This window comes from Thermanaerovibrio velox DSM 12556 (genome assembly GCF_000237825.1).
GTDB classification, from domain to species: Bacteria; Synergistota; Synergistia; order Synergistales; family Synergistaceae; genus Thermanaerovibrio; species Thermanaerovibrio velox.
The window spans coordinates 1,383,769-1,406,750 of record NZ_CM001377.1; the positions used below are offsets into that span (position 1 = coordinate 1,383,769).

At 59.6% G+C, this 22,982-nt stretch carries 26 protein-coding genes and 1 pseudogene; 8 read left to right on the plus strand and 19 right to left on the minus strand.

From position 1 onward, the window contains the following. Window positions 1–2 precede the first annotated feature (2 nt). Window positions 3–926, plus strand: a complete 924-nt coding sequence (locus tag THEVEDRAFT_RS06700) for a ketopantoate reductase family protein (RefSeq protein WP_006583959.1) — start codon at window positions 3–5, stop codon at window positions 924–926. 119 nt (window positions 927–1,045) lie between these two features. On the opposite strand, the gene THEVEDRAFT_RS06705 is transcribed toward THEVEDRAFT_RS06700, so the two are convergent. The 5 genes from THEVEDRAFT_RS06705 to THEVEDRAFT_RS06725 form a co-directional block, all read right to left on the minus strand. Then, entirely contained in the window at window positions 1,046–3,175 is a 2,130-nt protein-coding gene (locus THEVEDRAFT_RS06705) for a patatin-like phospholipase family protein (RefSeq protein ID WP_245522627.1), read from the minus strand. A gap of 51 nt (window positions 3,176–3,226) precedes the next feature. Then, window positions 3,227–4,234 (minus strand): proline racemase family protein, encoded by a 1,008-nt coding sequence (locus tag THEVEDRAFT_RS06710; protein WP_006583961.1) that lies wholly within the window; start codon window positions 4,232–4,234, stop codon window positions 3,227–3,229. A 98-nt stretch (window positions 4,235–4,332) separates the two neighbouring features. Further along, complete coding sequence (locus tag THEVEDRAFT_RS06715) at window positions 4,333–4,797, minus strand: tetratricopeptide repeat protein (RefSeq protein ID WP_006583962.1); 465 nt, start codon at window positions 4,795–4,797, stop codon at window positions 4,333–4,335. A 43-nt stretch (window positions 4,798–4,840) separates the two neighbouring features. Next, a complete protein-coding gene (locus THEVEDRAFT_RS06720) occupies window positions 4,841–5,776 on the minus strand; it encodes a FlgT C-terminal domain-containing protein (protein ID WP_006583963.1) in 936 nt (311 codons plus the stop codon). 111 nt (window positions 5,777–5,887) lie between these two features. Then, window positions 5,888–6,310 carry a hypothetical protein gene (locus tag THEVEDRAFT_RS06725; protein WP_006583964.1) on the minus strand — a complete coding sequence of 141 codons (423 nt, stop codon included), beginning with the start codon at window positions 6,308–6,310 and terminating at the stop codon, window positions 5,888–5,890. A 130-nt stretch (window positions 6,311–6,440) separates the two neighbouring features. Here THEVEDRAFT_RS06725 and gpt point away from each other — a divergent pair, with 130 nt between their 5' ends. Further along, window positions 6,441–6,932: a xanthine phosphoribosyltransferase gene (gpt, locus tag THEVEDRAFT_RS06730; RefSeq protein WP_006583965.1), complete on the plus strand. Its 492-nt coding sequence runs from the start codon at window positions 6,441–6,443 to the stop codon at window positions 6,930–6,932. A 56-nt stretch (window positions 6,933–6,988) separates the two neighbouring features. Here gpt and phoU read toward each other — a convergent pair whose 3' ends face one another. From phoU to ptb, 4 genes are all read right to left on the minus strand, one after another. After that, complete coding sequence (phoU, locus tag THEVEDRAFT_RS06735) at window positions 6,989–7,690, minus strand: phosphate signaling complex protein PhoU (protein ID WP_006583966.1); 702 nt, start codon at window positions 7,688–7,690, stop codon at window positions 6,989–6,991. Next, on the minus strand, window positions 7,681–8,502 hold the full coding sequence (locus tag THEVEDRAFT_RS06740) for a dienelactone hydrolase family protein (protein WP_006583967.1): 822 nt from the start codon (window positions 8,500–8,502) through the stop codon (window positions 7,681–7,683). The genes phoU and THEVEDRAFT_RS06740 overlap by 10 nt, the downstream gene beginning before the upstream one ends. 21 nt (window positions 8,503–8,523) lie before the next feature. After that, the gene (gene buk / locus THEVEDRAFT_RS06745) at window positions 8,524–9,600 is read right to left on the minus strand and encodes a butyrate kinase (RefSeq protein ID WP_006583968.1); all 1,077 of its coding nucleotides are present in this window, start codon (window positions 9,598–9,600) and stop codon (window positions 8,524–8,526) included. A 182-nt stretch (window positions 9,601–9,782) separates the two neighbouring features. Then, a complete protein-coding gene (gene ptb, locus THEVEDRAFT_RS06750; RefSeq protein WP_006583969.1) occupies window positions 9,783–10,703 on the minus strand; it encodes a phosphate butyryltransferase in 921 nt (306 codons plus the stop codon). A gap of 286 nt (window positions 10,704–10,989) precedes the next feature. On the opposite strand from ptb, the gene THEVEDRAFT_RS06755 reads away from it, so the two are divergent. Further along, entirely contained in the window at window positions 10,990–11,568 is a 579-nt protein-coding gene (locus THEVEDRAFT_RS06755; RefSeq protein ID WP_006583970.1) for a folate family ECF transporter S component, read from the plus strand. Here the strand turns inward: THEVEDRAFT_RS06755 and THEVEDRAFT_RS06760 are convergent. The 10 genes from THEVEDRAFT_RS06760 to THEVEDRAFT_RS06795 all read right to left on the minus strand — a co-directional run bounded on the left by THEVEDRAFT_RS06760 (window position 11,546) and on the right by THEVEDRAFT_RS06795 (window position 19,338). Beyond that, window positions 11,546–12,568 (minus strand): M20/M25/M40 family metallo-hydrolase, encoded by a 1,023-nt coding sequence (locus THEVEDRAFT_RS06760; protein WP_006583971.1) that lies wholly within the window; start codon window positions 12,566–12,568, stop codon window positions 11,546–11,548. The two genes, THEVEDRAFT_RS06755 and THEVEDRAFT_RS06760, sit on opposite strands and share 23 nt — an antisense overlap. Further along, window positions 12,546–13,664, minus strand: coding sequence for an aspartate aminotransferase family protein (locus THEVEDRAFT_RS06765; RefSeq protein ID WP_040825388.1), 1,119 nt, complete (start codon window positions 13,662–13,664; stop codon window positions 12,546–12,548). Before THEVEDRAFT_RS06765 ends, THEVEDRAFT_RS06760 begins: the two co-directional genes overlap by 23 nt. Then, on the minus strand, window positions 13,637–14,479 hold the full coding sequence (locus THEVEDRAFT_RS06770; RefSeq protein ID WP_245522628.1) for an amino acid kinase family protein: 843 nt from the start codon (window positions 14,477–14,479) through the stop codon (window positions 13,637–13,639). Before THEVEDRAFT_RS06770 ends, THEVEDRAFT_RS06765 begins: the two co-directional genes overlap by 28 nt. Before the next feature lie 11 nt (window positions 14,480–14,490). Then, window positions 14,491–15,546 carry an N-acetyl-gamma-glutamyl-phosphate reductase gene (gene argC, locus THEVEDRAFT_RS06775; RefSeq protein ID WP_006583974.1) on the minus strand — a complete coding sequence of 352 codons (1,056 nt, stop codon included), beginning with the start codon at window positions 15,544–15,546 and terminating at the stop codon, window positions 14,491–14,493. After that, on the minus strand, window positions 15,534–16,256 hold the full coding sequence (locus THEVEDRAFT_RS06780) for a citrate/2-methylcitrate synthase (protein ID WP_006583975.1): 723 nt from the start codon (window positions 16,254–16,256) through the stop codon (window positions 15,534–15,536). The genes argC and THEVEDRAFT_RS06780 overlap by 13 nt, the downstream gene beginning before the upstream one ends. Continuing rightward, complete coding sequence (locus tag THEVEDRAFT_RS09485; RefSeq protein WP_006583976.1) at window positions 16,247–16,408, minus strand: hypothetical protein; 162 nt, start codon at window positions 16,406–16,408, stop codon at window positions 16,247–16,249. Before THEVEDRAFT_RS09485 ends, THEVEDRAFT_RS06780 begins: the two co-directional genes overlap by 10 nt. 107 nt (window positions 16,409–16,515) lie before the next feature. Continuing rightward, window positions 16,516–16,653: a hypothetical protein gene (locus THEVEDRAFT_RS09490; protein WP_006583977.1), complete on the minus strand. Its 138-nt coding sequence runs from the start codon at window positions 16,651–16,653 to the stop codon at window positions 16,516–16,518. Next, window positions 16,650–17,495 (minus strand): RimK family alpha-L-glutamate ligase, encoded by an 846-nt coding sequence (locus THEVEDRAFT_RS06785; protein ID WP_245522629.1) that lies wholly within the window; start codon window positions 17,493–17,495, stop codon window positions 16,650–16,652. The genes THEVEDRAFT_RS09490 and THEVEDRAFT_RS06785 overlap by 4 nt, the downstream gene beginning before the upstream one ends. Before the next feature lies 1 nt (window position 17,496). After that, on the minus strand, window positions 17,497–17,679 hold the full coding sequence (locus THEVEDRAFT_RS06790) for an alpha-aminoadipate/glutamate carrier protein LysW (RefSeq protein WP_006583979.1): 183 nt from the start codon (window positions 17,677–17,679) through the stop codon (window positions 17,497–17,499). A 486-nt stretch (window positions 17,680–18,165) separates the two neighbouring features. Next, entirely contained in the window at window positions 18,166–19,338 is a 1,173-nt protein-coding gene (locus THEVEDRAFT_RS06795) for an amidohydrolase (protein WP_245522781.1), read from the minus strand. A 553-nt stretch (window positions 19,339–19,891) separates the two neighbouring features. Between THEVEDRAFT_RS06795 and THEVEDRAFT_RS10315 the strand changes: the two are divergent. The 5 genes and pseudogenes from THEVEDRAFT_RS10315 to pcp all read left to right on the plus strand — a co-directional run. Further along, window positions 19,892–20,182 (plus strand): annotated as a pseudogene (locus tag THEVEDRAFT_RS10315) (Crp/Fnr family transcriptional regulator); the annotation flags it as partial. A 172-nt stretch (window positions 20,183–20,354) separates the two neighbouring features. Then, window positions 20,355–20,528 carry a helix-turn-helix domain-containing protein gene (locus tag THEVEDRAFT_RS10320; RefSeq protein WP_425358254.1) on the plus strand — a complete coding sequence of 58 codons (174 nt, stop codon included), beginning with the start codon at window positions 20,355–20,357 and terminating at the stop codon, window positions 20,526–20,528. 43 nt (window positions 20,529–20,571) lie between these two features. Then, window positions 20,572–21,249 (plus strand): DUF969 domain-containing protein, encoded by a 678-nt coding sequence (locus THEVEDRAFT_RS06805; protein ID WP_006583982.1) that lies wholly within the window; start codon window positions 20,572–20,574, stop codon window positions 21,247–21,249. Next, a complete protein-coding gene (locus THEVEDRAFT_RS06810) occupies window positions 21,246–22,157 on the plus strand; it encodes a DUF979 domain-containing protein (protein WP_006583983.1) in 912 nt (303 codons plus the stop codon). Before THEVEDRAFT_RS06805 ends, THEVEDRAFT_RS06810 begins: the two co-directional genes overlap by 4 nt. A gap of 30 nt (window positions 22,158–22,187) precedes the next feature. Next, window positions 22,188–22,835, plus strand: coding sequence for a pyroglutamyl-peptidase I (gene pcp, locus THEVEDRAFT_RS06815; protein WP_006583984.1), 648 nt, complete (start codon window positions 22,188–22,190; stop codon window positions 22,833–22,835). The last annotated feature ends 147 nt before the right edge of the window (window positions 22,836–22,982 follow it).

The following is a 22,982-nucleotide window of genomic DNA, read 5'->3' on the forward strand; positions in this document are numbered from 1 at the left end:
CGGTGTTCCCAAGGATACTGGTGGTGGGACTTGGAGCCCTGGGGGGCCGGATAGCCTGCCAGCTAGCTGCAGCGGGGGTGCCGGTCATGGGGGTGTCGGGCGGAGGGGCTGCGGATGGAGATGTGAAAGACTTGACCTATCAAGGCCCCGACGGAACCCAATTGCACGTCTCAATCCCCCTTGCCAAGGACCACCACGACGCCTGGAACTTCAACCCCTCCTACGCCCTGGTGGCGGTGAAGTCCTACCACTCCGATCAGGTCTGCGATTACCTCTTGAAGGCCCTGCAGGAAGGGGCCATGGCGGTGACACTTCAGAACGGCATCGGGAACCTGGAAAAGCTTCAACGGGCCCTTGGGGAGGACAGGGCGGCGGTCGGGGTTTGCACCTACGGGGCAAGCATCCGGGATCACAAGGTCCTGTGGGGCGGAGACGGGGAGATAGCCCTGGGCTCCCCATCGGGGAGGGATCTCTCCGACCTGGCCCGTGCCATCGCCTCCGCGGGGTTCAACGTGCGGCTTTCCAATGATCCCTTAGGGGAACTGTGGCGAAAGGCGGCGGTAAACTGCTGCATAAACCCCCTCACCGCCATCCTAAGGGTTCCCAACGGCCGCCTCCTCAAGTCCCCTTGGGCTTTGGAGCTTACGGAATCGGTGGTGCGGGAGGTGTCCCTTGCCGCCCGCCTCAACGGGGTTGATATGGATCCCGTGAGGACCGCGGGAACGGTAAGGCTCGTCATGGAAGCCACGGGTAACAACAGGTCCTCCATGCTCCAGGATCTCGAGGCCGGAAGGACCACCGAGATAGAGGCCCTGTCTCTGGAGGTGGCCAGGATATGCACCGCCGCAGGCAGCGACGCCCCGGTGTGCAGAACCCTGGGGCTTCTAGTAAAGGCCATGGAAGAACTCCCCAAGGAGAACAATTAACCCTTTAACAACATCGCGTAAAACGTAAGAGGAACGGTCCAGGGGAACCGCAGCCCCCGGACCGTTCCTCCTTTGCCTTTACCTAACCCGTGCCCCATGGCGCATACGAACAGGACCTATTAGGGGAGAGGACCGTTCCACCATATGGGATCTCCTATGGAAAAACCAAGGGTCATCTTGCCGTCCTTGTTGTAAACAGTTATTAGTCTACCGTTAAAAAACTGACCCGGTATCGATAACGCCAGTCCAACCTCCCAGGAATCCTCGCTCCTGCTCCAGTCCCTCATTACCATGCCCGCGGTGACGAAGAGCTCCGCATTGACCCTACCCCACCAGGTCTGCATAACCGTCCCGGACAGCCCCAACCTAACCCACGCGGCCTGATCCCCCCAGAGGGGCTTATCTCCCAGGCTGTAAAGCTCCTCCTGGTCACCCAGATAAGCCCTGTGAGGAGGATAGTCACCGTCCCCGGTCTCGAGGCCCCCGCTCAACACGACCCTAAACTTGTCGTTCCAAGGGATGTATCTCTGGAAGACCGTCCTGGATAAAACCCTCTCGAGGTCCGGGGCCCATAGGTTGGTTTCAACCGAGTAGCCACTGGTTGGGAAGTTCCTTGAGTCCGTGTTGTCGTAGGAGAAGTACAGGTAGGGACCGAGAGAACTGGAGCTTCCGTCCATCTCTATCTGCTCACCCAGGATCCCCGCACCTAACCTGGTCCTGCCGTTGTCGAAGTACCTAAGCACCCTTAACCCGTACCGCTCCCAACGGGAGGCGTTAAGCCCTTCGGGGGATATCTCCTCCTCCCTCCCGGTGAAGGTTATGCCCCATTGGGAGTTGCCGCTGTACGGTGAGAAGTAGCGCAAGACACCCCCCCAGTGATCCCCCACCCGAAGCTGCAGCTCCCCCACATCACCCGCATTGGCCAGATCCCTCTTAACCGCAGACAGCGCGACCCACCGCTGGGAGTGAAGGTTCGTGGCGTAACCGCCCACCGAAACCTCGAGGGGTGGACGCCGCTGAAAGGACATGACCAGCGACACACCGTCCTCTTCCTCCTTGGCATACCCGTTGACCGCCAGGAACTGATCCCGCCTCATCAGGTCATCCGCCGCATCGGACACGGCATTCATGTCCAAGGGGCGCCCTATCCATGGGGAGAAACGATCCATCATGTCCCGAGCCATGGGCTCCGGCAATCCCTCTATGATGACCCGCTTGACCAGCGATGCTTGCTGCAACCTTGCGTCATCCTTGGAAGGGCCTTGTTGCTGACCCTCCGCCAGCGCCATACGAGCATCCAACGCGGCCCGGGCAGCCTTGGCTCCCCGGTCCACGATTGCCTCGTATCCCCCGGAATCTAGAAGGCCGAACCTGGATACGTCGGGATCTATCAAGACGTCCGCCTTGGCTGCCTCTGCGGCTATGGACGAGGCGGTTATTATGTTTATCGACTGGGCCACCACGTCGTAGAGGGTCCTTATCTCCTTCCGGTCCTTCCTAACCCCCTCCGACAGGTTCACCGCCACCACGGGGAAGCCCGGGAAGAGCTCCTTGGCTATGCTGACCGGGAGGTTTGCCACCAGCCCTCCGTCCACCAAGATCCTGCCGTTCACCATCCAGGGCTCGAAAAGGCCTGGTATGGCCATGGAGGCCCTCATGGCATCCGCCAGGTTGCCCGAACGAAGAACCACGGGCTCTCCGGTCTCAAGATCCGTGGCCACCGCGGCGAAGGGGATCGGGAGCTTTGAGAAGTCCCCATCCTTCACCTTGGCGGATACGGTCCTGTTAAGAAACGACACCAGCACAGAGGCGGACATCCCCCCCATTGGGCCTATCCGGTTATGCTGCCGGTCGAAGTAGAAGTCCAAAAAGCCGGACCTAGCCTTTGGCAGGCGGTTCAGCGACGCGTCAGGGAGCAGGCCAGAGGTCCGGTCGTACAGGAGGTCCAGGATGTTATTGGTGGTGATCAACTCCTCAAGCTCAGCAGCGCTGTATCCGCAGGCGTAAAGACCACCTATTATGGCCCCCATGCTGGTGCCCACTATTCCTGCCACCGGCACCTTCCGCTCCTCCAACACCCTGAGAACCCCGATATGGGCAAAACCCCTGGTACCCCCGCCGGAGAGCACCAGGACCACCCCACGTTCATAATCGGAAGCCTCGCAAGGGGTTCCAAAGGGCACCATCGCGAAAAGGACCAATAAAAAAACGATAAAACGCACTCCCGGCTTAGAACGAACGCTTCTCATGAGACACCCCCCGCCGGCGATCAAGTCCAAAAGTTAAGACCCCCAAAGAAATCAGCGCCCCAACAGGAAACCCCGTGGGAATACGTCACCCTCCTCCTGGATCAGCATGTTGAAACCGGTTATGCTTGACGTGCCCTTCACAAAGGGAAGCACGCTTTGGAAACCGCTGATCTTAGGGCCCTCTTCCACGTAACCGGTGAAAACGCTGCCGGTTATGCCTCGATGAACGAACTCCTCCCCAGGCCTGAGCTCCCCCTTAGCCGCCAAGACCGCCATCTTGGCGGAGGTTCCGGTTCCACAGGGAGACCTGTCAATGGCCCCCTGACCAAAGACCACGCAGTTGCGGTAGCGCCGCTCCCCCTCCTGCAGGGAGAACTCCACAAGTTCAACCCCGCATATCCTGTCCTCCTCCGGGTGGGAAGCCCGGATCTTTAGATTAACCAGCTCCCGGATCTCCAACCCCAAGGCCTGTATCCTCCTGGCCTCCCCGGGCTCTATGGAGAGCCCCAACTGCCCCGCGGGCACTATGGCGAAGAAGTTGCCCCCGAAAGCCACGTCCAACGTTACGTCGGTCCCGTCGGACAACCGGATTTTAAGATCCTCCGCATAAAGGAAGGACGGCACGTTGCCAAGCAGCGCTGCCCCCACCTGTCCGTCCTCCTGGACATCCACCAGCACTCTCACAACCCCAGCCGGGGTATCAAGGATCACATGGGTACAGGGGATATTACTCTCAACCATGCGGAGCTCCAACAAGGTCCTGGCAAGCCCGATGGATCCGTGACCACACATGGTAAGGCATCCGGAAGGGTCCATGAAGATCACGCCGCAGTGGGCCCCATCTGAACAAGGGGTGGTAACCAGCGCCCCAAACATGTCCCCGTGTCCTCGGGGCTCCCTCATCAGGAACTCCCTTAGGTCATCGTGGCGGAGCCGGAACTCCTGCCAGCGGTCCAGCATGGTGTTCCCCCGAAGCATGGGACCTCCGGATAGGACTATCCTGGTGGGCTCTCCCCCGGTGTGGGTGTCCACCACGGTCAAGATACGCTTGATCCTCAAAACCCATCCCCCCGCCTCTTAAGAAGTTGAGTCATGCTTTTAAGGCGATAAATACCCTCCATGCGATCGGGCTTATGCCCACACCGCCGGCACCACCGTCAATCCGCCTCGGGGGGCGTTATCTCAGGCCAAAGGGGCATGCCGGAATCGTCCAGCCGGTCCGGCTGCAGGGACGGGTAGTAGGGATCCACCGCCAAGGTCCGCTGGAAGGCGTTCCTGGCCCTTTCAAAATCCCCCATGGCCAGGTATGCCCGGCCCAGCCAGAACCACCCGTCCGGGGACCTAGGCACGACGGAGACGTAGGCCCTGAGGTACCTCACCGCCTCCTTCAGCCTCCCCTCACTCACCAGCTGCTGACCACCCCTCCAGGCCTGGGTCATCAGGGGACTGCGCAGGCTCGCCCCCTTAACCGCCAGCGGCTGCTCAGCCCGCGACGGCCTTTTAACCGCCCTCACCCGGACCTTGGCCTCCGCCGGCAAGGACCCTATGGGCACGGACCACAGGGCTAACGCCACCAGCAAAAGGGTACCCCAAAACGCAAAACCTCTCGAACGGTCAAACATGGGTATTCCTCCTAAATCCACCGAATGGAACCGGGATGCCAGGTCAGAAAAGCCCCTTCCTGGGAATGGTGAGCGGTACCATTATCACGTCCCCAATCCCTATCGGGGATCCCTTGGGCTCCTCTACAACCTCCACCACCCCGTCCTTTTGGCTAGCGTATACCACCCTTACCCTGCCTACCCGCTGGGGGTACAACATAACCGGTTCCTCCCCATCCGCCGTCCTCGTCACGGTGGACCGCATCACCGGGAGGACGTCCCCCTCCCTCAAGGTGTCTTCGGCCCCAAGGTTCACGTGGAACCTCCGGACGTTCCTGTCCCAGGCAAGCCCATCCGCAGGGCGGGCCACCGCCACGATGCGGCCCAAAATACGATACCCACGCCTCAAAGAGACCAACTCGCCTACACATCCGTTTATGGCATCCTTCACGGCGGACCAGTACACGGAGGCCTCAAAATCCCTCCAGAAGAAGGGCTCCCTGAGATCCCGATACTCCGGGGTCCACCTCTTAAGGTCCGAACGGGAAACCCAAGTGTATATGGGCTCCTTGGAGACCGCCCCGTAGACGGTCATCCTCACGTAAGCCACGGCGCTCATCTGAGAGCCTAATAGGTCCTTCTTGCCTATTTTAAGATCCTCCAGGTTAACCTTGACCACCACGTCGTTGGGGCCGTAACCCCTTACGGGCCATCCAGCCCCCACCTCCTTGTCCAAAAGGGTGGCCTCCACCATGGGGGAGGACTTAAGCACGTTCTGGAAGTGCTGGGTCATCTTCTCCGGCAGGGCATCGGAGGGATCGTACCGGGACCTCCAGACCCTTACATCCGTCAAGTTGTGGATCGGGGACGCGATCCTTATCCTTATGTACCTGTCCTGGGCATCCACCACGTCCAAAGCCCCGGCGGGATTGGGACACAAAATCCATCCGAAAGGCACCACTATTAAGACGAGAAGCCGTGCAAGTACCTCCTTCAACATACGATAATCCCCCAAACTACCCAGTATTCAGCTCCCCCTTCCAGGACGGCCATCCTAAAGGGGAAGATACGTCTTCACCAGTAACTTTCTCGACCCCCGCCAGGGGACCCATTAGCGGCTCCCCTGGGCGGCCCACCTCTTCATGTCCTCCACCCGCAGCATAAGCCTCTTCTTCAAACCCTCCGGAAGCTTATCGAAGCTTGCGGAGCCATACCTCTCCAGGTTCTCCTTGAACAACCCCAAGTTAACCTCCGATGGGAGGTAATAGTGCTCCGCCACGTCCCCCGAGGATAGGAGGGTGAGCACGAAACCATCGTGAAAGAAAACCTTGTAAAACCCGTCATCGGAGTCCCTTATCCCAAGCTTATCACAATATTGAGGGGCCATTTGGCACGGGAAGAACGCCTCTTGAACCTTCTCAGCGGGGTAGAACTTCCACATCGCCGCCTCCCGCAGCACCTGCAAAGGGGTTGCCCAAGCGATCCCATAAAGGGAGAGGACCGCCGAGATCAGCAAAGCATACAAGGCCCTCACAGGACATCACCTCCTATCCTTATGATATACTTACGGCTCAAACCTTAAAAGCACCGCCTCAGACGTTGCATTCCAGGGGCGGCTTATCATATCCTTAGCGAATACATTAAGCTCTTGAGGAGGAAGGTTCATGTCCGAAGAAAGATACCACAAGACTTACTCGGTCAGCTGGGACCAGATACAGCGGGACTGCAGGACCCTTGCCAGGGAGTTGGTAAAACTGCGAAGCTGGAACAGGATCATAGCGGTGGCCCGGGGAGGATTGGTGCCGGCGGCCATAATGGCCAGGGAGCTCGAGGTCCGGCTGGTGGACACGGTGTGCATATCCAGCTACACCCTTAAAAACCAGGGGGACATGAAGATCCTCAAGAGACCAGACCTGGATGGGGTGGACGAGAACTGCCTCATCATAGACGACCTGGTGGACACCGGCAAGACCGCCAAGGTCGTTCGGGAAATGTTCCCCAAGGCCTACTTCGCCACGGTGTACGCTAAACCTGAGGGCATCCCAATGGTGGACAAGTTCGTGACACAGGTTACTCAGGACACGTGGATACTCTTCCCCTGGGAGTCCGATGCGGCCTTCTGCGACCCCATAGTGGATCAGGAGAAGCAAGGTTAACCATAGATTACAGCCAAACAGCCTCCTAAGGGTAACCCAAATGACCGGGCGCGGGATTAAGGGATGGACTCACCCCTAAGCCTGCGCCCGGTTATAACGAAGTACGCGAGCTCCGCCACGTTGGCGCAGTGATCCCCTATCCTCTCAAGGTGACGTCCCACCGCCAAAAGGGCCAGCACCTTGACGGCCCGCTCCCTTCCCACCTCACAGGACCCGCTGAAGACCCCCACTGCCCTCTCCCTCATCCGGCTCCAGAGGAGGTCCACCTGGTCATCCTTGTGGAAGACCGAAAGCGCCAGGTCCGGATCCAACCGGACCATGCAGTCCATCGCCTCGTCAAGCATCTCCATGCACTTGGAGAACATGGCGGGCAGCTCCTCCCACTCCTCGGGCATCTTGAAGGACCCAAAGGGGGAGAGCTCCTCCCCCACGTTCTGGGCCTCATCGCCAATCCTCTCCAGGTCCTTGGCTATGCGGAGCACCGCAAAGCAGAAGCGTAGGTCCTCCCTCAGGGGCTGTCTCAGGGCGATAAGCCGCAAGCACTCGCTCTCCACCTGGACCTCCATGGAATCCACCGGCATGTCATCCGGGATAGCCACGGACGCCCCGGAGGTGATAAAGGTATTCAAGACCCCCTCCAGGTTGTCTCGCACCAGGGCACCCATGGAGACCAGGAGCCCCATAAGGTGGTCCCTGTCTGCCTGGTCAAATCCCCCCTCATCCCCCTTTGAAGGGGAGCCGAAGAACCTTAAGGCCACCAAAGCCTCACCCGGTCCACCATCATCTTAAGGGGTTCCCTGGAGGGTTCGCCGTTAACTGTGCGGAACGAATGGTCAACCCCTGGTATCTCCTGAAGGAACTTGTTCTCCTCCGACAGCGGGACCAGGTCCACCAGCCGTCGGCAGGAACCCACGCTGAACAGGTCATCCTCGGTGCCCCTAAAGGCCGCGAAATACGATGAGTTCAACCCCTTAGCCCCCTCGTGAAGCACCGACCGGTCCGGCAGGGAGTTGAGTATGGGCAGCTCAAGCATGCCGAGGTCCGCATTGTCCCTCAGGGTATCCCCGGTCCCAGAGGTCACCACCCCCATTACCCGGTCCACCGGGGGCTCCACCCCTAACATCCTGGAAGCCCCGGAGGCCAACAGCATGGCCCCTATGCCCCCAAGGGAGAACCCCCACAGCCACAGCCACTTAGGATCCACCGTCTCCAAAGCCCCTCTAACCGCGCGACTAAGATCCTCCATCTCCTGGGCAAAGGTCTTGCCGGTAAAGGCCTCCCGGGCCCAACGGTTCTTATCGGATCCAAAGCTTCCGCGGTCCCGTCTCAACCTGCTGGTCTCAACCACCGCCGCCACGGCCCCTCTGGAGGCTATGAGCCTCCCAAGGTCTCCGTACTTGTTCCCCGGGTCCGGGAGGGCCGTGCCGTGCACCCCGTGAAAGACCACCATCAAACCACCATTCCAACCCTCCGCTGGACGAATGAGATGGACCAGCACCTTCTTGTCCCCGAAGGAACCATCTAGACAAAGGGTCTCAAAGTCAGCCGCTACATCTTTAAGGACAGACAAGGGAACACCCCCCAAAAAAGATCATCCCAAGGATCGGGCCTCCTCAACACCCGAGAGCACCGAAGAGGCACACACGGCAAGGTCCGCCAGTTCATCCTGCCCCTTTATGACCATGACGGGGGCGATCCACCTACAACGCTCCTCCAGCCTTGAAACCAGAGAATCCCAAGAGGCAAGAGGCCCAGTGATCACTATCATGTCCACGATACCCTCGAGGACCGACGCCCTGGCGGCGATCTCCTTGACCACGGAGGAGACAAAGGCCTCAAAGACCAAGAGGGCCCGTTCGTCACCCTTCCGAAGCAGGGAATCCACCTCCCTGGGGGAATCGACCCCCAGGTGTCTCACAAGCCCCCCCTTGCGGGTTATCATCTCCGACAGCTCCTCCAGGTCATACCTGCCGCTGAAGACCATTTCAATAAGCCCCAGCACCGGCAATCCCCCTGCCCTATGCAAAGACATGGGGCCCTCCCCCATGAGGGCATCGTTGACCTCTATGACCAGGCCGTCCCGATGGGCACCAACGCTAATTCCCACCCCAAGGTGGGCCACCACCATGCGACAGCACCGGTAATCCTTGCCGAGCCTTAGAGCCCCAAGCCGGGCGGCGCTTCTCTGGGATAGGGCGTGGAAGACCGGATGGCGCTCGATCACCCCGGTACCCGATAGCTTGGCCTCCGGGAGGAGCTCGTCGGTGCTCACCGGATCACCAACGAGGGGGATCCCCATCGGGTGCCTCATGGAAAGCTCCATGACCAAGAGCCCTCCCAGGTTGGACACGTGATGTCCGAATGACTCCCTCTCTAACACCTCCACCATTCGGCGGGTGACCACGTAGGGCCCTCCCGGCACCGGACCGAGAATGCCCCCGGTGGAGATGAAACACTCCACCCGGTCGATATCAAACCCATGTTCCGCCGCCAAGTCCTCAACCGCCTGAACCCGAAGGCCAAGCTGGTCCTTCAGCCGAGGGTACCTAATAAGGTCCTCCTTTCGATGGGACAGCTCCTGACGCAAAAGGACCGCCGGACCTCTGAAAAGACCCACATGGGTGGAATCCAGCCGGGGTGACAGGGAAAGTATTAGGGGGTCTTTCATGGGAACACCCCTTTCTTAAGGGTTCGCCAACCTAGGAGTTCGACGCTTGGCGTTCAATTTTGGTAACAAACCAGTCTCAGCGGAGCACATTCCTCTACAGGATTATATACAAACAGCAATGAAGGCGCGCCGGAGAAGGACCGCGCCGCCGGAGGAAATCCCAGGGCGCGGTCCTTAAGGGTCTACTTCTTGGAGAACGCCGCCATGGCAACCGCGGAAGCTATGGAGAGGAGCTTGGTCTCCGCGGAGTCGGAACGGCTGGTGAGCACGATGGGAGCCTTGGCACCTACCACGAGACCCGCGGTCTTGCCCTTGGCGAAGTATATTATGGCCTTGGCCATCATGTTGCCCGCCTCGATGTCAGGCACCATGAGCACGTCCGCGTGACCGGCAACCTCGGATACTATGCCCTTGTGGCGGGCCGCCTCCTCGCTGACCGCGTTGTCCAACGCCAACGGGCCGTCTATGATGCAACCCTTTATCTGCCCCCGACGGTTCATCTGCACCAGCGCCGCCGCATCAAGGGTGGGCGGCATGTCCGGGTTTACCACCTCAACCGCCGCCAGCACCGCCACCTTGGGGCACTCTATACCAAAGGAGTGGGCCACCTTGACCACGTTCTCCACTATGGAGACCTTGGCGGGCAGATCGGGGTACATGTTAAAGGCCGGGTCGGTGATGAAGAAGATCCTGTCATAGCCCTCCACATCGTGAATGTAAACGTGGGACAGCAGGGAACCGGTTCTAAGACCCTTCTCCTTGTTCAGAACCGCCTTCAGGAAGTTGGCGGTCTTAACCATGCCCTTCATGAGGATGTGAGCCTTACCAGAGGAAACCTGCTCCACCGCCGCCAGGGCAGCTACGGCCTCACCGCCCCTCTCGTCCACAACCTCGTACTTGGAGAGGTCCACCCCCAACTTAGAAGCCACGGCACCTATCTTGTCCGCATCACCAACCAGGATGGCCTCGGCAATGCCCTTAACCCTGGCCTCCTCCACCGCCTCCAGAACCTCCGCGTCGTCAGCGCAGGCCACGCTTATCTTGAGGGGCCCCACCTCCCTGGCGTAATCAAGGAGCTCAGACAGTGAACGCAGCTGTTTCATAGAAACCGGACCTCCCTATGACTTGGAATTAAACCCTAATGCCCAAGGGCACTACGACACGAACACATTATACTCCCCCTCCACATGAGGTAACAGCGATTCCATACCAGCAAGGGCAAGAAACCATATCTTAAATATCAAAAAAGTACACACCGCCCAGTTCCACGCCCACATCTACCATCATGGGCCGGTGAATGATAAAGTATCCCCTGCGGGAACGTGTCTATGCACTGAAAAGCATGGTTGACACCAACCGCCACAAAGGCAGGACAGGAGGGAGTTCTCAATGGAACGGGATAAATCTCTTGGGGAGCGATTCGGCCTTGGGCGTTTTTCCACCAGAGAGGTGGTGGTGATGGGGCTTCTGGTGGCGATGAACATAGTGCTGACCCGGGTGGCCAGCATAAGGATAGCCATAGGGTCGGTGGAGGGCATAAGGATAGGGTTCGGCACCCTCCCGGTGGTGTTCGGTTCCCTTTCCATGGGCCCCCTTGCCGGGGGGCTGATAGGGGCCGTGGGGGACCTCATAGGGTATTGGGTCAACCCCATGGGGCCCTACATGCCTCATTTCACCATCACGTACACCGTCGGAGGCGTGCTGCCGGGGCTCATATTCCGCTCCATGCCCGGTAAGTGGCGGAACACGTGGACCATGGGGCTTTCCATAGGGATACCTCACGTGATCATGTCCTGCATAGTGGTGCCCCTTCTCCTCGAACATCTGTTCTCCCTGCCCGTGGCGGTTACCATGCCCCCGAGGTTCATAGCCGCCGCTTTCATCATACCCTCTTACACCTTGATATGCAGGGCCCTTATCGCCCGCACCGGATCCCAGGGATGGTTCATCCGCACACTTCTGCCGTGATGTGGGTAAGACCAATCCTCAAGACCTCTATGGACTTAAGATAATCTTCTACCCTCAGCCTCTCCTCATCGGTGTGGTCCAACCGGGAATCCCCGGGACCGTAGACCCCCATCGGGCATCCCAGGGGGGCCAAAACGTTCATATCGCAGGTGCCCATCTTGGAAAGCAGCCTTGGGGTCATGCGGAAGGATCTTATGGCCCTCCGCATGGCCCTAACCACCAGGTCATCGCTCCCTACCCCGTGAGGTTCGATGGCTTCTAAGACCCTGATGGATACCCCTTCCGTACCGGCGGACAGCACATCACGGGCAACCTCCACGGAGCTTCCCAATGGGACCCTCACGTCCAGCCTCACCCTGGCGCTGCGTTCCCCCACGTCAACCCCTTCCATCATGGCCACCGCACAGGAGAACCCCTCCATGGATGACACCGCCTCCACCGCCCTCGCCGCCTGGACCAACACATCGGTGAGAGGCCCCCGGTGACATGACCTGTGGGAACCACCGTCGGAGGCGTAAAACTCCGCCAGAAGACGTCCTCGGTAAGAAACAGCCACCCCATCGGAACCGGTGGGCTCCCCCACCAGCAAGGCCCTAACCCCCTTCAGCCACGTCAAGGCATGTCTGGCCCCCCTCGAATCCTCTTCCTCCCCCACCGCTCCTATAAACACGAGGGAAACCCCGGGGGGAACTTCCACCGCACCCCCTGCCACCGCCAGGGCGCACAGGGGCCCCTTGGCATCCACCGTCCCACGTCCCCAAAGCTCTCCCGCCTCCATCCGAACCGCAGGCCCCCCGGGCACGGTGTCCACGTGCCCCACCAGGGCAACAACCGAAGGCCCGGTACCCCTCACCGCCACTACATTCCCCGCCCCATCGATGATCACCCGTTCCCATCCGAAACACCCCAGGTTCTCCACAAGAAAGGCACAGGCCCTCTCCTCCATGAAGCTCGGGCTGGGGATCTCCACTAGCCCCCTAAGGAGTTCCACCGGATCCATGGGACACCTCCGAAACCGTCAGCCTAAGGGCCTCAAATACCAGCTCCGCATCCTCCCGGGTGGCATGAAAGGAGGGGAGAAACCGAACCACCCTAGGTCCCGCGGGAAGCGCCAGCACCCCCTTGGACTGAAGAGACCTCACCACCAGGGAGGAGTCCACCGGCACCTCCACGCCGGTCATGGAGCCAAGGCCCCTAACCACAAGCCCAAGCCCCAGCACCCGCTCCCGGAACTCCTCCATGACAGCACATATCCCGGCGGAAGCCCCCTCCATGACCCTTTGTATCCCGTAAGCCCCCATGGCACAGGCCAAGGGATTGCCCCCGTAGGTGGACCCGTGAAGCCCGGGGGCAAAGTCCCCGAGGTCGGATCTCCAGAGGGTCATCCCACAAGGGAAGCCCCCCGCAAGCCCCTTGGCAAGGCACACCACCTGGGGGTTCAAACCCACCAAGGGGCTCGCCAAAATGGGCCCGCAGCGTCCCATGCCGGTCTGGACCTCGTCGGCCACCAGTATGGCCCCGTTCCTCTGGCAGGCCTCGCTTATGGCCCGGCCTAAGCCCTCAGGAAGGGGGTTAACACCCCCCTCGCCCTGAACGGGTTCAACGAAGACCGCCGCCACCCGGTCATCCACCCTCTCCGGCACCATCTCCGGGGAAAGATGCTCAACCTGAGGGATCAACCGTCTAAAGGGCTCCTTGTAGCGGGGGTTGAACGTCAACCCCAGGGCCCCCAGGGTCCTCCCGTGAAAAGCCCGCCGTAAGGCTATGATCCTGTCCCTGGAGGGCCTAAGGTAAACGCAGAGCTTAAGCGCCGCCTCCAGGGCCTCGGTGCCGCTGTTGCAGAGGACGAAACGCATGCCCGGGAAGGCCCTCATAACCTGCTCCCCCAGGGCCTCCCTTGAGGGATGGCCGAACCCCGCCCCCACCGCCCAAAGGCCTTCGGCGGCGCGCTTGAGCGTCTCCACCATCCCAGGGTCACGGTGGCCGAATATGGCGGCCCCATGGGCGGTAAACCAGTCCACATACTCCCTGCCGTCCTCATCAACCACCCTGCCGAGGTTTCCAGAGGTCAGCGAGATGCCGCGGTTTCCATACATTGAGCTGAGCGGGTTGAACAAAACACGGTCCCCCCTCCCCCTAATGCCCTTCCAATGGGGTTTTGGAGCCTTCCGTCCCCTATTACCACCCTTTGGACTCCCCCCATCAACGCCTCCCTGGCAGCCAACACCTTCCTCTTCATGTTCCCCTGGGCGGCCGCATCCGCCGCATCCCACTCGTCCAAGCCCACGCGGCTTATGAGGCTTGAGGGATCGGAGGGGTCCAAGAGAAGACCTGGGGTGTTGGTGAGCATCACCATCACGGAAGCCTCCAGGGTGGAGGCCGCGGCGGCCGCGAGCCTGTCCCCGTCTACGTTTATAAGGACCCCATCACACGCCGCTAAGGGGGGCAAAAGCGGCAGCTTCCCCTGCTCCAAGGCGCTCAATATGAGGTCCTCCCGAACCTCCGCAACCCTTCCGCTGTAATTGCCCCTTAGGATCCTAACCCGGCCGCCCTCCAGGGACCTCAAGCAGTCCTTCCGTTCCCCCTCCGCGGGGGTCAGAACCTGGCAAGACACCCCCAAGGCCTCCATCCGCTCCGCTATTGACCGGGAAACCGCGAAGGCCGCCTCCTCGAACACACACCTCTCCAAGGGGCCCACAAACCGGCTGCGGTAACCAGAGGGACTCACCACGTGGCGAACCTCCACACCCCTTTCCGCACAGAGGCGCTCCATCATACCGCTTGCCCCGTGGACGAGCACCCAGCGCTCTCCGCTGCGAAAGCGGCAGGCCAGCTCCTCTAAAAGGGGCTCCAGCCTGTTGCCTGAGGCCCCGCCTATCTTCACAACCCCAAACACGCACATTGATACCATCCCTCCTAGCGTCACGCGGGATATACGGGGGGCATGGCGAGCCCCTCGTCCTCCGGAAGTCCAAGCATGAGGTTTGCGCACTGCACCGCCGTTCCGGCGGCCCCCTTCATAAGGTTGTCTATCCCGGACCCAATGAGCAGCCTTCTACCGGTGCGGTCAAGCACAAACCCCACCATGGCCCGGTTGCTGCCGAGCACCAACTTCGGGTCCGGGATCCTAAGGTGAACCGGTCTTGCGGGGCAAAGGTCCACGAAGGGCTCGCTTCCAAAGGCCCCCCGGCAGGCCCTCCAAAGGTCCGCCTCGGACACCGGGTCCTTAAACCTCACGTGAGCAAGGCACTGAACCCCCCGGACCGCCTCCACCGCCGTAAGGGTCATGGAGAGGGATTGAGCCGGTATGTTAAGCTCCTGGACTACCTCCGCCATGTGGCGATGAACGAAAGGGGATACGAGCCTCATGGCCCGGCTCCTGAAGACGTGCATGCCGCCCTCCGAGGGCCTGCTGCCCCCCTCGGACGAACCGGCCCGGCACTCAACGTTCACGTCCAACACGTTGGCCCACAGGGGAGAGCTAACCAGGGGGTAAAGGCACAACAGGACCCCCGTGGCGTTGCATCCAACCCCGCTCACCAACCGGGCGGAGGCTATCTTCTCGCGGTTAAGCTCCGGCAGTCCGTACACGAAGGAACCTAAAAACTGTGGACAAGGGTGCTTCCCATACCAAATCTCGTGTTCCCTCGGGTCCCTAAGGCGAAAATCCCCGGACAGGTCCACTATCCTGCGCCCCCCTTCCACCAGGGGCATCAGCCCCTCCACCCAAGGGGCGCTTTTCCCGTGAGGAAGGGCAAGGAAGATCAAGTCCCATTCACCCTCCAACACGGCCTCCGGAGAGACGAAGGTCCTGGATCTATAGGCATAGGCCAAATGGGGGTGGGAGGACCTCACCGGCTGTCCCTCGGACGAGGAGGAACATATGAGGGACACCTCCAGGTGGGGATGCTGGCAGAGTATTCTAAGGAGCTCTCCCCCCGCAAGGCCCGCGGCTCCCATGACGGCTACCCTATGCATGGCTCTTCCTCCACCGGGGCAAGCCTGTAGGGCCTGAAGGGACCTTGGGACACCTCCCGCAATATCCACATGATGAGCCCCGGTATGCGGCCGCAGAAGAAAACCCCTCGGCCAACCTCCGGCGGGAAACCCATGTCCAACAAAAGGGCCCCCGCAACGCCGTCGATATTTCCCCTTATCCCCTTCAACCTCGTCAGCTCTTCCTGTACCGCCAGGAAGAACCTGAGGTGCCTGGTATCCCTTAGCGAAAGCCCCTTGCGGACCAAGGGTGCCACCCGGGGATCTTGGCGATGAACCCTGTGTCCAAAACCGGGCATCCTCTCCCCACGGGACAGGAACGAAGACACCAACTCCCCCGGGTTGACCATGTCCCTTACGGAGGCGCTGAAGAGCTCCATGGCCCGCTCTATGGCCCCCGCGTGGTGATCCCCAAAGGACAAAAGGGCCGATGCCAGTGCGCAGTGGATCCCCGAGCCCGATGAGGCCGCAAGCCTGGCGGACTGGGTGCTGGGAGGAGTGGCTCCATGATCTCCCATGGCACATAGTATGGCGCGAAACACCCCGGACTCCTCCTCGGAAGGGGAACGCCCTTGAACCAGCCTAAACCAAACCTCCGAGGGATCTGCCCTGTCTATGAAGCCCCCTATTGGCTCCCGGTCGATGATTATGCTGTCCCGGCACACCGACGAGCTTCCAAGCCTCACCACCATTCCCCATCCCTCCCCAGGTGCCCGTCCTGATCAAAGTCATCGGTACCCTCTCCATCCAGTTCCCAGGGGTTCCAAGACATACCCTGGGGCATCTCATCCAAGGGCATGAGGGTTATCAACAAACCGCCAAAAAGGGGAAGCCTGAGTTCCATCGTCAACACCTCCAAAAGAGTGGTAAAAACATAAAAAACCCGCCCCATTCCGGGCGGGTTGAGGTGTAAGAGGCATGAAGGGAACAGGCCCCCGATGATACGCCAAGTTAACCGGGGGATGTCCCTTCCCTCAACCCGCCTGAACGACCCCACGCCCGGAAGAGCTTTCCAAGGGCGGGGGAAAACCTCAACGACAGCAGTGCCCTCTCATCAGCCCCGAAGGGCTTTCGCTTACCGCGTTTCATTTCACGATACCCCCTTGTTTATCCAAAAGGTTCCTAACGATGAGACCCGGTATGTCAACCCCGGTGGGCTCCAGGGAGTTCTTGAACTCACCACCGTCGTTCACCTCGTTCACCATCCACTCCCCGTTCACGAGGAATAGATCCACCGCCAGGAAGTCTCCCCCTATGGCTCCGTGGACCCCCTTGAGAAGGTCCCTCATGGCGCTGTCCACGGGCTGGTTTGAGGTCCTGCCCCCCCTTGCGGTGTTTGTTATCCAGCTCTGGCTCTCGCGCCGCACCGCACACACCGGCTCTCCACCGATGATGAAGGCCCTTACGTCGAAGCCACCCTTTTCCACGTACTCCTGGATGAAGAATGTCTGGTGGTTAACCCCAAGCTGCTGCTTGTGTTCCACCACCGCCTCCAGGGCCTCCCGGTCGTTGACCTTGGCGAGAAGGCGTCCCCAGCTTCCGCAAAGGGGCTTCAGCACCGCCGGGTAACCAAGTTCCTCCACCGCTCCCATGGCCCCCTCCTGAGACAGGGCCACCCTCCAACGGGGCTGCGGGATCCCAAACCTCTGAAGCTCCAAAGCGGTGAGCATCTTGTTTCCGCACAGCGCCATTACCTCCGGAGGATTGGAAACCCGGACTCCTGCTGCATTTAGGCACCTGGCGAGCATCTCGTTCTGGCCGTGGGATATGCACCTGCAAAGGGGCACAGAGCCGGCCTCCAGGGGAAGCTCACCCCCCAAGACCCATTCCGATACGTCCAACAAACGGGACCTGATGCCCATCTCGAGGGCCCTCTGATGAAGCAGCTTTTCCTCCACCCTAAGTCGAGTGTAGAGCACCAACAGGTCCACCCTATTCCCCCCAGTCCTCCTGCACCTGCGGGGCCTCGGTGAGCTCCAGGGGCTCCAGGGACAACACCTCCAGCTCCACCCCGCAGTCCGGACACGGCACTATCTCGCCCACACAGGAGCCCTCTGGCAGGCTAACGACTCCCTCGCACACCACACAAATCCCGTTAAGCCTCGTACCATCCATCCAAATCTCCTCCCTTCGGCATTGGAACATTGGAAAATAAAAAAAGGACCCGTCCCCGAAGGGACGAGTCCTTGGAACTCGCGGTACCACCCAACTTGAACGGCCTCGACAGAAGCATGGGAAGCCGTTCCTCTCTCGGGCCTTTGACGGAGCCCACCCGGGAGACGTACTCCGGTCCCCGCAACGGGAGACCTTTCCGCCCCGGCTCCGCGGACCTTGGGCCTCACGGCGGACCCAGACCCCTCTCAGCCGGTGGAGGTCATTCTCTGTAGGATCCGTCTCTCCGCTTGGCCATCCGCATCATGGCCTTTCCCCTATAACACCCCTCAATGTTCAGGGAGCCTTCGTTGGGGGAAAGGATATTCCAACCCGCACGTCCTGTCAATACCCCATCGTAGATAAACTTGAATCTAAATAATCGCCGGTTTACTTATAAACGTTCACTCTCGTAAACTATTTTTTATCAGACCCCCATACCAGTCAAGTTTATGCCCTGGAGTTCACGAAGGCCATCTCGCCACCCACCATGACCCACAGCGGACGGTGCCTCACGTCCGTGGGATCCCCGGTCCAAAGGACGAGATCCGCGTCCTTCCCGGCCTCCACGGAGCCCATCCGATGGCCAATGCCGAGGTGCTCCGCCGCCCTTAAGGTCACCCCCCTCATGGCCTCCAGGGGGTCAAGACCATGACGGACCGCCAGTGCCACCGCCACCTGAAGGGTCTCGATGGGTATCACCGGGTGGTCGGTGATGATGCAGTACCTCACCTTGGCCTTGCTGAACGCCACCAGGGTCTCCCAGGTCTTGTTCCTCAGCTCTATCTTGCTCTTGGAGGACTGGGTGGGGCCCACCGCAACGCTTACCCCATCACGGGACAGGGAGGCCAAAAGGTCCGCCACAAGGTGACCCTCGGTGCCGTGCTCCAGGGTGAAGGGAACCCCAAACTCCCTGCACACCCTGACGGCGGTGCAGATGTCGTCCGCCCGGTGGCAGTGAATCCTCAAGGGACAGCGGCCCTCCAAAACGGGGATCATGTTCTCCATGCCAAGGTCCAAGTCGAAGTGCTCCCCCTTCTCCAAGGCCCTCAGCTTTCTCTGCCGATAGTTCAAGGCGTCCTGAATCGCCTTCCGCAAACAGTAGGCGTTCCCCATCCGGGTTGAAGGCAGCCGATCCTTCCTGCCGTGAACCCTCATCGGGTTCTCCCCAAGAGCCGCCTTCATCCCCGAATGGGGAAGCACAAGCATCTCGTCCAAGGTCCTCCCAAAGGTTCTTACCACCGCCCCTGACCCACCGATGACGTTGGCGCTGCCTGGGACCACGTTAACGCAGGTGACCCCAGCTTCAAGGGCGTTAGAAAAAGCCTCGTCGTTGGGGTTTATGCCGTCCAAGGCCCTCAATCCCATGGTAACCGGCGAGGTCTCCTCGTTCACCGGATCCGGGTCCTCTGGGACCCCCTCCTCACATATGCCCGCATGGGTGTGGGCGTCGATAAGGCCCGGGGTGAGTATGGCCCCCTTGGCGTCTACGACCTCCACGGGACCCTTTAGCTCCACGTCCTCCCCCACCTGGACTATCCTGCCACCCTCAATCAGAACCGCACCCCTCGATATCTCCGCCCCTTCCCCTTCCTTCATGGTCCAGATCCTTGCGTTCACCACGGCCTTCAAACAAGATCACCTCCGCCTGGTTTTTCAGTATATGTTAAGGCAAAGCATGATGACTATGAAGGGGCTTTTAAGCCCCACTAGAGGTCCGTCGGCGTAACAGAATCCCTGTCGATAGTTGGTAGGACCCTTTAGTAGCACCATGCGATTGCCCGTCTCAAAAACGGGCTGCGGGCTACTGGAGCTCCAAGGAACTTAGGGGGTAATATCCAGCAGATGCCCACCAATAGTTTCCCTGGCTTCCCCCGCCTTAAAATCATGGCCGAAACCCATCAGCACAGTCCCATGTGGGTTTTTGGAGGCAACCACTCATCCCAAAGACCAGCAGGCCGTCGTATGGTAAATCAGGATCCAACCCGTGAGGCCTATGAGTTAGATCTTCCAGCGCTGTTTTGTATCACCCGATACAGATCATGGGTGGCGGTTTGTGTATATTCCTCACAACCGTTGCCACCTTCTGTAGTTTTTGACTCTCTTATCCCGGAGGTGCACCGCAATGGGCGGATACATATACTCGGACCTCTTTGACCAGCGGAGCCAGGAGGTTATGAGACGTTTTTTCCTGGAAGAAGTTGCCCCCCTGGGAATCATAAGGGACTATCGCCGGGGCAGCTCAGTGGACCATGAATCCGCCACGAGGTCCATGGGGGTGGTGGTCAAGGGGTGCATTTCAAAGTCCATGGTGAGCGCCGGGGGTAAGGAGAAGCTGCTCTACTTCTTAAGGCCCGGTGAGATATTCGGGGAAATGGACCTGTTGGATGGAGGATCCTTCCCATACGTCCTTTGTGCCAGGATGAAGAGCAGCGTGGCATATGTGCCCCTGTGCGAAGTTGAAAGCCTTTTGGCCTCAAGGCCGGAGTCATATCGGTTATTCATCCACAGCATGACCCGTAAGTTCCGGATAGCAGCTTTGCAGTTAGCCAACAGTGTATTTAACGATGCGGGGGGCGAAGGTGGCGGAGGCGCTGCTCAGGCTATGTTCTTGCTTGGATCCATCAGAGGCTGGTGGCATGGCCGTATCGGTGACTCAGCAGGAGCTGGCGTCCAACATAGGATGTTCAAGGGTCACCGTGGCAAGGGTTCTAAAGAGGTTCGAGCGGGAAGGGGTGGTGGAGCGGAGGGGTAGGAAGATCGTGGTGTCGAACTTAGAAGCCCTTACCGGATTAAGGGATGGGGTCAGGTAGTTCCTCGCTACCCTTAGGAATTTTTTCTTTAGGAGGGAAGACGTTGTTAAAGCTAGTGGGCGTAGGGATAGTAGTTCTAGGGTTGAGCTTGCGCCTTAACCCGCTGCTTGTGGTACTGGGGGCCGGTGTGGCCACCGGTCTGGTGGCCCACATGGGGGTTTGGGACATACTGGAAGCCCTGGGCAATGCATTTGTGACGAACCGCTATATGTCCCTTTTCGTGCTCACCCTTCCGGTGGTAGGTATACTGGAGAGGCACGGTTTGCGAGAACAGGCGGAGAGATTTGTATCCTCCCTAAGAGGCGCCACTGCAGGGCGGGTTATGCTGCTTTACATGCTGTTCCGCCAGCTAACCTGTACACTTGGCCTTCAGCTTGGGGGACACCCCACATTTGTAAGGCCCATAGTGGCCCCCATGGCGGAGGGTGCCCTTGTTAAGAACGGCCCCTTGAGCCCAAGGCTTTCCGATAAGGTCCGGGCAATGGCGGCCTCGGCGGAGAATTACGGCAACTTCTTTGGCCAGCTCATATTCATAGCCTCCGGAGGTCTGCTCCTAATAAAGGGGGTTATGGATCAGGCGGGACACCCGGTGGATCTCATGAGGATGGGGCTTTATGCCATCCCCACCGCGGTCTGTGCACTTGGGGCTGCGTTCGTCAGGTTCACCCTGTTCGACCGCTCATCCGCCTCAGGGATCTCAAAGGGGGGTGAAGTGGATTGAAACCATCGGTTGATCACCTGTACGTCCTGGTGGGGTTGCTCCTCCTGGTCTTCGCGGTAAGGTCCTTTATTGACAGGGATAACCCCAAGAGAATTGGCACCGGCTCGTTCTGGCTCGTCTACGGACTTACGTTTTTGTTGGGAGGGTTGGTGCCTCCTAGGGTCATAGGGATCATGGTGGTGGTGTTAGCCCTAATAGGAAGTTTTAACCTAATGGGCCCTGGTTCCTATCGTCAGAAGAGCCGGGAGGAGAAGATGATGGAGGCAGAGAAGCTGGGCAACCGCATATTCGTCCCGGCCCTGTGCATCCCTCTGGTGACCTTTTTGGTGGCAAAGTTCACCGATCTTGGGGCTCTGGTGGGGCTCGGCATTGGCACCGTAGTGGCCTTTTTCGGGGCCCTGATCATGCTAAGGGAGGGGCCTTATGCCTCCGTGGAGGAGGGGCGGCGTCTTATGGATGCCATAGGGTGGTCCGCCATGCTTTCCCAGTTCCTGGCGGCCCTCGGTTTTTTGTTTGACAAGGCCGGCGTAGGGGATGTCGTGGCTGGCATGGTATCGTCAGTGGTCCCAACAGGGGAACCCCTGCTTGCTGTGGTGGCCTATTGTGTCGGGATGGCTCTCTTCACCATTATCATGGGCAACGCCTTCGCCGCTTTTGCGGTGATTACCACTGGGATAGGGATTCCCATGGTGGTTTCCCAAGGGGCAGATCCCTCCGTGGTGGGGGTGATAGGGATGCTGTCCGGCTACTGCGGCACCCTCATGACCCCGATGGCAGCCAACTTTAACGTGGTGCCTGCGGCCCTCCTGGAGCTAAAGGATAAGAACGGGGTCATCAAGGCTCAAGCTCCAATTGCGCTATTTATGCTGCTGGCCAACATAACCCTCATGTACTTCCTGGCCTTTTAGGCAGGACATCTTCTTCTTGGAGGTATCATCGTGAAGACCATATTGATGACCGGCTTTGATCCCTTCGGCGGAGAGGCGGTAAATCCAGCCCTTGAGACAGTAAAAGCCCTGGACGGCAGGGTTTTAGGAGACACCAGGATTTGCGTCTTAGAAGTACCTACGGTACGCGGCAAGTGCGTAAACAGGGTTGTTCAAGCCATAGGGGAGCTGGATCCCTTTGCTGTCATATGCGTTGGCCAGGCCGGTGGAAGGGCTGAGATAACCCCCGAGAGAGTGGCGATCAACGTTGATGACTTCAGGATAAAGGACAACGAGGGCAACCAGCCGGTGGACGAGCCAATTGATCCCAATGGGCCAAGCGCCTACTTTTCAACCCTTCCTATAAAGGCCATGGTAGAGGCCATGAGGTCCAAGGGGATACCCGCTTCTGTGTCCAATACCGCCGGCACCTTTGTGTGCAATCATCTGTTCTACGGTCTTATGAGGTACCTTGACGTGGAAGGCAAGGGACGAATCGGTGGCTTTGTGCACATACCTTATCTTCCTGAGCAGGCGGTGAGGTTCCCAGGACAACCTAGCATGTCATTGGACTGTACAGTAGAAGGACTTTTTGCGGCCCTACAAGCGGTGTTGGATAACCGAACAGATCTTAGGGTTAGCGGCGGAAGGGAGTGCTAGCAGTCTACGGAACTTACCAGCTAAACATAAGCCCAAGTTAGTTTTTTGCCTCTCCGCGTACGCCACCTGGGGCTCAAGGAACTATTTACCCTTGAGCCCCGTTGCTCATACGTCGAGGCCATGAGCCGCCCCTTCAGGCGCTTACCG